Annotated in this window: 2 protein-coding genes; both read left to right on the top strand. The window is 60.1% G+C overall.

Annotated elements, in window-relative coordinates:
• Positions 1–122: 122 nt before the first annotated feature.
• Positions 123–9395: an ESPR-type extended signal peptide-containing protein gene (locus EV147_RS21185; protein ID WP_130393184.1), complete on the top strand. Its 9273-nt coding sequence runs from the start codon at positions 123–125 to the stop codon at positions 9393–9395.
• 237 nt (positions 9396–9632) lie between these two features.
• Entirely contained in the window at positions 9633–11279 is a 1647-nt protein-coding gene (locus EV147_RS21180; protein WP_130393183.1) for a ShlB/FhaC/HecB family hemolysin secretion/activation protein, read from the top strand.
• Positions 11280–11453: the final 174 nt, after the last annotated feature.

Raw genomic sequence — 11453 nt, 5'->3', positions numbered from 1 at the left:
TGCATTTTAAGATTCTTCCGATTAACAGACTCCGCATTCCTTCCTACGATCCGTCCCGAAAGCTCTCTTGAGCAGAGGTCCGCCTTGGGCCCGTTTCGCAGACCGATCGTCAGGATGGAACCATGAACCAGAATCTTTATCGCCGAGTCTTCAGCAAGCGTCTCGGGATGCTTGTGGCTGTTGCAGAGAACGTCAAGAGCCAGGGCAAGCAGCCCGGCGAAGGAGGTAGCCCGGGCGGAAGGCCGCAGGGTGTGGTCTCCATGATGACGGCCGTTGCCGTCGCGCTGCTGGTGGCGGATCTCGAGGCGGCCCATGCGCAATCGCTGCCCACCCACGGCAATGTCGTCGCCGGCCAGGCCACGATCTCCCAACCCAACGGCAACACCCTCAACATCGATCAAGGCAGCCAGCGCGCCGTGATCGACTGGAACACCTTCAATATCGGCAAGGACAACACGGTCCGCTTCAATCAGCCGAACGCGCAGGCGCAGGCGCTGAACCGCGTCACGGGCGGTCTGCCGTCGAACATCCAGGGCTCGCTGCTGGCCAACGGCCAGGTGCTGATCCAGAACGCCAATGGCGTGCTGTTCGGCCGGGGAGCCGTGGTGAACGTGGGCTCGCTGCTGGCCACCACCAAATCCATCGATGCCAATGCCTTCATGGCCGGCAATCCGCTGGCGCTCTCGGCCACCGGCAAGCAGGCTGGCATCGTCAACGAGGGCACGATCAACGCGGCCGGTTACGTCACCCTGATGGCGGATCAGGTCCGCAACCCTGGCTCGATCACGACCGCCGCGGGCGGTCAGGTCGTGCTGGCCGCCGGGGACGGCGCCACCGTGGCACTGCCGAACGGGCAGGGCGTCTCCGTCACGCTGACCAGCGCCACCGCCAGCGCGCTGGTAGAGAACGCGGGCAACATCCACGCGCAGGACGGCACGGTGCTGCTGACCGCCCGGGGCAAGGACACGCTGCTCAATACCGTGGTCAACCTCAGCGGCGTGGTTCGCGCAGGGACGGTGGTTGCGGATGCCGGCAAAACCGGCGACGTCACGGTGACTGGCAACGTCGATGCTTCGGACAAGCGCGCCGGCGGCAAGGGCGGCACGGTGGTGCTGTCCGGCGACCGTGTCGGCCTGTTTGGCGATGCCTTGATCGATGCCAGTGGCGATGCCGCCGGCGGCAAGGTGATCCTGGGCGGGGACTCCCTGGGCAAGCTCGCGGGCACACAGGCAACCGGACTGCTGCAGGACGGCGTGGCCTTCGCCAGCTTCACGCAGGTGGATGCCGGGGCGCGCATCCTGGCCGGTGCCAGCAACGGTGACGGTGGCTTTGTGGAGACGTCGGGCCACAGCCTCGACGTTCAGGGCGCGATCAGCGCGGCGGCGCCGAACGGCAAGTCGGGCGAATGGTTGATCGATCCGACCGACGTGACGATCGGCAACGGCGCCGATGCGAACTACATCGGCAACGTGTCGGAAGGCTTCAGCGGCGGTTCGAATGCATGGGCTACCGTCAATGTCGGCTCGATCAACAACGCGTTGAACAACGGCACGGACGTCACGATCACGACGGCCAGCAACGGCACGGCCGGCGGCAACATTACCCAGCAGGCGGGTGCGGATATTCGCAAGACGACGGGCGGCGCGGCCAACCTTTCGTTTCAGGCCGATCGCCACATCTGGGTCAATGGCAACATCAGCTCGACCTCGAACGCCCTGAATCTGAGCATGACGGCCGCGATGGGAGGGGGGGCCAACGGCGGGGTATATCAAAACTCCCAGTCCACCATCGATCTGAATGGCGGCTATATGAATGTCAGCGGCAATACCAGCGCATCCGACTGGACCGCTGTGAGCTTCGAGGGGAACGTTTCCGTGGGTGGCGGACGGATCGAGGGGCATGCGAACCAAGCCACCGGTGTGTCAGCACTGCGGCGGTTCACGAAGAACGGAACCGGCCAGCTCGACGTGATTGGTACCTCACTGGATGGTTCAGGCGTCTACTTCGGTGGCGGCAGCTATATTGAGGTGCAGGATGGCGTGCTGAACATCGGTGGTACGTCGACCAATGGCATCGGCAGCCAATTCCGGCACGGCGTCGGTATGTGGGCCCGTAACAACGCAACGCTGAATATCTCGGGAGTTTCCACGGAGGGTGACGGCATCCGAGTGGGAAACTTTGGACAGAATACGGATTCGAACCTCCTGACGTCAGGGAACGCCTCGATCAGCTTCAACGGGCAGAGTGCCAATGGCACGGGCACATCCGTGATGCGGATAAGCGCCTATATCGCGGATAACACCAGACTGAATTTCGAAGGTCATTCCAATCTCGGTGCGGGCGTGTACTTCGGCTTCAGCGGAGGACACTCCTCTCTGACCGCCGACCACAATGGTGGAATCAGCATTCGCGGTACCAGCACCTCGGCAGTCGGGGTCGATTTCTTCTTCCATGGTTATTCCCCAGAACAATATACACGGCTGACCGCCTCCGGTAACTCGTTCTTTGATATCACGGGTTCAAGTCGGGACGGTGCCGGTGTCAACCTTGATGTCGTGGGAGTATTTACTAATAGTTCGCGCACTACCGTTACTGGCACATCAACGCATGCTCAAGGCGTAGCCGCCAACCGCAACTACACCTTCTCCGGCAACGCCTCGGTGAGCATGGTGGGAACGAGCACAAACAGCATCGGCACTCAGCTTGGCGGCACGAGAGATTTCTACGGAAACTCGTCGCTGAACGTTACCGGAAGCAGTACAAACAGCACCGGCGTATCCATCAGCGGTCGCAACGCCCTTTGGGACAACACGTCGATCGATATCACCGGCCAGTCCGTGCAAGGCGAAGTTGTCTGGTTGACAAGTGGCGGGAGTATGGATTTCCGGGGGAACAGCTCAGGCAATCTGACCGGTAACAGTGGCGGGCCTGCGTCGGGCGTCTGGATTCAGGGCGCCCTGAACGTTGGAGACAACAGCACCGTTAACATGACGGGCGAAAGTTATGGCGGCGGCGTCTGGCTTCACTCCTCCTCGACTCCCACAACTGTCTCGGGAAACGGCACACTGAATATCCACGGTACGAGCCACGCAACCCTTAATCCGCGCGGTTGGGGCCCTGGCGGCGGAACCGGCGCCGGCGTCGGTATTCGCATGGGTGTTGCCGTGTTGGATGACGGTAACCTGAACATCGTTGGCAACGCGACGGGAGGCGGCGCGGGCGTCTACGAGGCCACCACGGGATACCTGGACGTGCGGGGCAATGGCACCGTGAACATGACCGGGACGACCAACACTGGCGATGGCATCGCAGTGTGGGGCAACAACAATGTGAGTGGCAATGGCAACCTGACAATGGATGGCTGTTCGACGAACGGCTCGGGCTTCCATCAGGTCAAGCACGGGAACAGCAGTTGGCATATCGGCGGCAATGGCTCGGTCGATCTGACCGGCAACTCGGTCGACCGGAACGGCGTTGATCTCAACGGCACCATTTCCCTCACGGGCAATGGCAAGCTCAATGTGACCGGTGGTTCTACCAACGGCACGGGGGTGGATCAGAACAGCGGAATTGGCGTTAGCGGGAATGGTTCGTTCAATATCTCGGGCAACTCCACCAATGGGACCGGCGTCAACCAGAGCGCCAGGATCAACATCGGCGGGAACGGTGCATCGAATGTTTCGGGTAACTCCACCCACGGCACGGGTGTGGATCACGGCGGCCGGGTCAATATCGGCGAAAACGGCTCGTACAACATCTCGGGCAACTCTGCCAATGGCACGGGCGTGAATCAGCGTGGCCGGTTCCAGATTGGCGACAATGGATCGTTGAATATCTCCGGCAACACAACCAATGGCACCGGCGTGGACCAGCGAGGCCGGTTCTACACTGACGACAACGGTTCGCTCGATATCTCGGGCAACTCGACCAATGGCAAGGGCGTCGACAACAACGGCCGGATCGACACCGATGGCAACGGTTCGACCAATATCTCCGGAAACTCGACCAATGGCGCGGGAGTGAGTAACGGAAACGGCTCGATCCACACCGGCGAGAATGGCTCGACCAACGTCGCAGGTAACTCGACCAACGGCACGGGCGTTGACAACGGCAACGGTTCGTTCAACACCAGTGGCAACGGCTCGACCAATATCTCGGGTAATTCGACCGAAGGTACGGGTGTAGACAACGGTAACGGTTCGATCCACACCACCGACAACGGAACAACCAACGTTTCAGGCAACTCGACCAACGGCACCGGTGTCAATAACGGGAACGGGTCGATCCACACTGAAGCCAACGGTTCCGCCAACGTCTCCGGCAATTCGACCAATGGCCGCGGTGTGGACAATAGCGGTCGGATCGAGACTGATGCAAACGGAGCGACAAATGTTTCGGGAAACTCGACGAATGGCACGGGTGTCCACAACGGCAACGGTTCGGTCAATACGAAGGCCAATGGCTCGACCAACGTCTCCGGCAATTCGTCCAACGGCACGGGCGTCGATAACGGTAATGGGTCGTTCAACACCGGTGGCAACGGTTCGACCAATATTTCGGGTAACTCGACCGAAGGTACTGGTGTAGACAACGGTAACGGCTCGATCAACACAACCGACAACGGCACGACGAACGTTTCGGGCAACTCCACTAACGGCACGGGCGTCAATAACGGCAACGGTTCGATCGATACCGGTGGCAATGGCACGACCAACATCTCGGGCAACTCGACCGAAGGCACCGGCGTCGATAATGGCAACGGTTCGATCAACACCACCGACAACGGCACGACCAACGTTTCGGGTAACTCGACCAACGGCACCGGCGTCAATAACGGCAATGGGTCGTTCAACACCGGCGGCAATGGCTCGACCAATATTTCGGGTAACTCGACCAACGGGACGGGTGTAGACAACGGTAACGGTTCAATCGACACGACCGACAACGGCACGACCAACGTCTCGGGCAACTCGACTAACGGCGCCGGCGTCGATAATGGCAATGGCTCGATCGATACCGGCGGCAATGGCTCGACCAATATTTCAGGTACTTCGACGGAAGGCCCTGGCGTCGATAACGGCAATGGTTCGATCAACACGACCGACAACGGCACGACGAACGTCTCGGGTAACTCCACCAACGGCACCGGCGTCAATAACGGCAATGGGTCGTTCAACACCGGTGGCAATGGCTCGACCAATATCTCGGGCAACTCGACCAACGGGACAGGTGTAGACAACGGCAACGGTTCGATCAATACGACCGACAACGGCACGACCAACGTTTCGGGCAACTCCACTAACGGCACCGGTGTCAATAATGGCAACGGTTCGATCGACACGACCGACAACGGCACGACCAACGTCTCCGGCAATTCGTCCAACGGCACGGGCGTCGATATCGGTAATGGGTCGTTCAACACCGGTGGCAACGGTTCGACCAATATTTCGGGTAACTCGACCGAAGGTACTGGTGTAGACAACGGTAACGGTTCAATCGACACGACCGACAACGGCACGACCAACGTCTCGGGTAACTCCACTAACGGCACTGGCGTCAATAATGGCAACGGCTCGATCGATACCGGTGGCAATGGCTCGACCAATATCTCAGGTACTTCGACGGAAGGCCCTGGCGTCGATAACGGCAATGGTTCGATCAACACGACCGACAACGGCACGACCAACGTCTCGGGCAACTCCACCAACGGCACCGGCGTCAATAACGGCAATGGGTCGTTCAATACCGGTGGCAACGGTTCGACCAATATCTCAGGTACTTCGACGGAAGGCCCTGGCGTCGATAACGGCAATGGTTCGATCAACACCACCGACAACGGCACGACCAACGTCTCGGGCAACTCCACCAACGGCACCGGTGTCAATAATGGCAACGGCTCGATCGATACCGGCGGCAATGGCTCGACCAATATCTCAGGTACTTCGACGGAAGGCCCTGGCGTCGACAATGGCAACGGTTCGATCGACACGACCGACAACGGCACGACCAATGTTTCCGGCAATTCGACCAATGGCGCTGGCGTCAATAACGGCAATGGGTCGTTCAACACCGGTGGCAATGGCTCGACCAATATCTCGGGCAACTCGACCAACGGGACAGGTGTAGACAACGGCAACGGTTCGATCAACACCACCGACAACGGCACGACGAACGTCTCGGGCAACTCCACCAACGGCACCGGCGTCAATAACGGCAATGGGTCGTTCAACACCGGTGGCAATGGCTCGACCAATATCTCGGGCAACTCGACCAACGGGACAGGTGTAGACAACGGCAACGGTTCGATCAACACGACCGACAACGGCACGACCAACGTCTCGGGTAACTCGACCAACGGCGCGGGCGTGGATAACGGAAACGGTTCGATCGATACCGGTGGCAATGGCTCGACCAATATTTCGGGTAACTCGACCAACGGGACGGGTGTAGACAACGGCAACGGTTCGATCAATACGACCGACAACGGCACGACCAACGTCTCGGGCAACTCCACTAACGGACCCGGCGTCAATAACGGCAACGGTTCGATCGATACCGGCGGAAATGGCTCGACCAACATCTCGGGCAACTCGACCGAAGGCACGGGCGTCGATAACGGGAACGGCTCGATCAACACGACCGACAACGGCACGACGAACGTCTCGGGTAACTCGACCAACGGCACGGGTGTCGATAACGGCAACGGCTCGGTCTATACCGATGGGAATGGATCGACCAACGTCTCCGGCAATTCGACCAATGGCAGCGGTGTGGATAACGGAAACGGTTCGATGTTCACCGATGGCAACGGTTCGACCAATATCTCAGGCAACTCGACGGAAGGACCAGGTGTCGACAACGGGAACGGCACGATCGACACCACTGGCAACGGGACGACAAACGTTTCGGGCAATTCGAGCAACGGCACGGGCGTCGATAACGGCGACGGTTTGATCAACACCGACGGCAACGGCTCGACCAATATCTCGGGCAACTCGACCAACGGTACCGGCGTCGATAACGGCAATGGATCGATCTACACTGACGGTAACGGATCGACGAATATTTCGGGCAACTCGACCAACGGCAGGGGCATCGATAACGGGAACGGCACCGTCAATACCGGCGGTAATGGATCGGCTAACGTCTCCGGCAACTCGACGAACGGCAGCGGTGTGGACAACGGCAACGGTTCGATCCATACCGGGGGCAACGGCTCGACCAATGTCTCGGGCAATTCGAGCAACGGGACGGGCGTCGATAACGGCAACGGCTCGATTTATACCGATGGCAACGGCTCGACCAATGTCTCGGGCAACTCAACCAACGGCACGGGCGTCGATAACGGCAACGGCTCGATCCACACCGATGGCAATGGCTCGACCAATGTCTCCGGCAATTCGACTAACGGCACGGGCGTCGATAACGGCAATGGCTTGATTAATACCGATGGGAACGGCTCGACCAATGTCTCGGGCAACTCAACCAACGGCACGGGCGTAGACAACGGCAACGGTTCGATCAATACCGGGGGCAATGGCTCGACCAATGTCTCCGGCAATTCGACCAATGGCACGGGCGTCGATAACGGAAACGGCTCGATCAATACCGGGGGCAACGGCTCGACCAATGTCTCCGGCAATTCGAGCAACGGGACGGGCGTCGATAACGGAAACGGCTCGATCAATACCGATGGGAACGGCTCGACCAATGTCTCGGGCAATTCGACCAATGGCACGGGCGTCGATAACGGAAACGGCTCGATCAATACCGGGGGCAACGGCTCGACCAATGTCTCCGGCAATTCGAGCAACGGGACGGGCGTCGATAACGGCAACGGCTCGATTGATACCGATGGCAACGGCTCGACCAATGTCTCCGGCAATTCGACCAATGGCACGGGCTTCGATAACGGCAACGGTTCGATCAATACCGGGGGCAACGGCTCGACCAATGTCTCCGGCAATTCGACCAATGGCACGGGCGTCGATAACGGCAATGGTTCGATTAACACGGGAGGCAACGGCTCGACCAATGTTTCCGGCAACTCGACCAACGGCACGGGTGTAGACAACGGCAACGGGTCGATTAATACCGATGGGAACGGTTCGACCAATGTCTCGGGCAATTCGAGCAACGGGACGGGCGTCGATAACGGCAACGGCTCGATTAATACCGATGGCAACGGCTCGACCAATGTCTCGGGCAATTCGACCAACGGCACGGGCGTAGACAACGGCAACGGGTCGATCGATACCGGAGGCAACGGCTCGACCAATGTTTCCGGCAACTCGACCAACGGCACGGGTGTCGACAACGGCAATGGTTCGATCAACACGGGAGGCAACGGCTCGACCAACGTCTCGGGCAATTCGAGCAACGGGACGGGCGTCGATAACGGCAACGGTTCGATCAATACCGGAGGCAACGGCTCGACCAACGTCTCCGGCAATTCGACCAACGGCACGGGCGTAGACAACGGCAACGGTTCGATCCATACCGATGGCAACGGGTCTACCAATGTCTCGGGAAATTCGACGAACGGAACCGGTCTCGATAATGGGAATGGCTCGATCAACACCGGCGGAAACGGTTCAACCAATATCTCGGGTAATTCAACCGAAGGTACTGGGATCGATAACGGCAATGGCTCGATCAACACCGGTGGCAATGGTTCGACCAATATTTCGGGCAACTCGACCAACGGCACGGGCGTCGATAACGGCAATGGGTCGATCAATACCACCGATAACGGGACGACCAACATTTCCGGTAACTCGACCAACGGTACGGGGGTAGATAACACGAACGGGGGCATCAACAACAGCGGAAACGGGACGACGAATATCTCCGGAAACTCCACGAACGGCACGGGTATCAAGGACGGTAACCAGTCGGCAAGCAGCGGTTCCGGTTCTGGGGGTGGAAGTTCTGGCGCGGCCATCGCTGGCGCGGTGGGAGCGGTAGGCCTGGGCGGGGCCATCGCCTACTTCTGGGGCGATGCAGGCGCGGCAAGTTGGTATCTGGATGCACCGCGTCCGCTTAGCGTCGAGATTGGCGATGATTTGTACTGGTCTGGCGCGCAACTCGAAGCCGTAGAACTGGATGTTGCAGGCAATACCGCCAACGTCAAGATCGCAACGAAGGCCGGGACGCTGGCGCGGCAGATGGAGTTCCGCGATGGCGCGAATGGCGTGAAGCACTATGCCTTCGAAGACCCTGCGACGAAGGTCAAGGCCGATCTCTCCGTCAACTCCGAGACGCACGAGTTCTTCTACACGGAGAGTGGTGTCAAGGGTGGGAAGGCCTATGTCGTCAAGACGCAAGGCTGGCTCAAGCCGGTGGACGTCAAGGCGCCGGCTGCGGTCTCGTCCATGAGCGGGGCCGGGAGCTGATTGGCGCAGGCCGGCGTCCCGACATGACGCCGGCTCATGGGCGCCGGAACTCCGGCGCCCAGACTCGCCTTTGGCTCGGCGCGGACCGGTATTTGCCAATGCCGGTCCGAACCCGTTCTAGTGACCAAAGGCGCGACCAGCATCCTCTGAGCCACAGCCTTGTGCCGCGGCTGAAGTACTTCCCGATTTCCCGCGCGGGAGGTATGGATACCCGAAAATCTTCAAAGCCATACCGAAATGTCCTTTACGGGCTTAATCCGAAACGCCGCCCTGCGCTGCTTGCTGCCGGCGTTGCTGCCTGCCATGGTGGTGGCGGCACCGATACAGACGGCTCCGGTGGAATTCCGCACGCTACCGGCGGAAGGCGCTTCCAGCGAGGCAGCCGTGGCGGTGCTCCGTACGAGTGCCTCGCGAATGGCGCCCGTGCCGACCACGCTGGCGGATGTCGAAACATGGTCTGAGGCGTTGACGAACACGTTGCGTCGGAACGGCTTCCCCGTGGGGCAGGTCCTGATGACGGAGGAAGCCTGGCAAGCCACGCGGCAAGGCCAGACGCCGTTGTTCACAGTCTTTCCGGGTCGCATCAGCGGCATCCGTCTTGACAATCAGACGCGCATGAAGGACGCGCCGCTGAACCGGCTTGCCACCAAGGCAATGTGTGGCACCGAGCCGGTGGCCGGCACATGCCTGTTGCAGACCGCACGCCTGGAACGTACGACGCAACTACTACAGGATCTTCCTGGCGTCGCCATCGGGAAAGCGCCAGAGTTCTCGCCCGGCGCAGGAGTAGGCGATATCGACGTGCTGTTTACGCTCGTCGAGCAAGGCAAGCCGTTCACGGGCGACGTCTTCTTCGACAACAAGGGCATCGAGTCCACGGGGCTGGTGCAGCTTGGTGTGACCGCATCCGGCAACAATTTCCTGGGGATGGGCGAGAGCTATGCGCTGACGCTGACCGGCACCGAGAAGCGGATGTGGACCGGATCGCTGACCGGTAGCGTGCCGGTCTTCGACGACGGATTGCGCCTGACGGCTGGCTTCACGCGGCAGCAGTACTCCATCAACGCCGCAACGCGGCTGACTGGCGTGGCCAATACCGCGCAGGCTGGTCTGCGCTATCCGATCACGCGGGGGCTAGATTCCAACATCTGGATCGGCGGATCGTACCTCCACAGCTGGACCAAGGTCGAGTTCCCGATCCTCGGTTCGGCCGCGCACAGCACGCTCGATGCACTGCGTGTCTCGCTGCAAGCCAACAATGGCGACCGTGCCCAGCAACTGCGTAGCAACATCTGGAGCGGCGAGGTGGCGCTGACTGCCGGGCACCAGAGCAATGACAACACGTTCTACAACGCCGTCACTCAGGTGGCCGGCAACTACGCCAAGCTGACCGGCTCCGGTTTCGGTACCTATGGCCTGAACTGGGGCGGCGATCTGTTCCTGATGGGGCAGTTCAACGGCCAGTACGCCAGCAAGAACCTCGACCCGAGCGAAAAACTCGGCGTGGGTGGTCCGAACGCGGTGCGCGCCTACCGGGCTGACGAGGGCTCGTTCGACGATGGCGTGATCGTCAAAGCGGGCCTTTACAAGCGCATACCAGTCGCAACCGGACACCAGATCCAGCTGGGCGTCTTCTCGGATTTTGCCGTCGGGCGGGTCAACCACAACCCCTGGAATGGTTGGGCGAGCAGTTACGTCGGGATTCATGACATATCCAATCGCCGGGTGTTGTCCGGCTATGGCGTAGGCATTGATTGGCTTACACCATTCGGCGCGACCCTCTCCGCATCGGTATCAAAAGCCTACGGCTTTGCCTCTGCCTCGTGGGTCGACCGCGGCAACAAGCCGGTCCAGTACTGGCTCTCCCTGACATGGGGCCGATGATTTTCGGCGGCTGCAGTGATGCAGTCCTCTCCTCCACACATTATCCAATCACGTAGCCGTCATGACACAGCCCACAATATTCAGCATCAACAAATTCGAATACCAGTGCTATCGCGGGGAGCACGAGAACGCCGGCCGGGAGCTGGTGTCGCTGCTGCACCGGATCGACAGCCA

It is taken from the genome of Cupriavidus agavae (assembly GCF_004217045.1).
GTDB classification, from domain to species: Bacteria; Pseudomonadota; Gammaproteobacteria; order Burkholderiales; family Burkholderiaceae; genus Cupriavidus; species Cupriavidus agavae.
Note: the sequence above shows the minus strand (reverse complement) of the source record. Positions and strands in the feature narration are given on the sequence as shown.

Excerpts from the sequence above, each read along its gene's own strand:
- EV147_RS21185 (WP_130393184.1), top strand. The coding sequence starts at position 123 with ATGAACCAGAATCTTTATCGCCGAGTCTTCAGCAAGCGTCTCGGGATG.
- EV147_RS21180 (WP_130393183.1), top strand. The coding sequence starts at position 9,633 with ATGTCCTTTACGGGCTTAATCCGAAACGCCGCCCTGCGCTGCTTGCTG.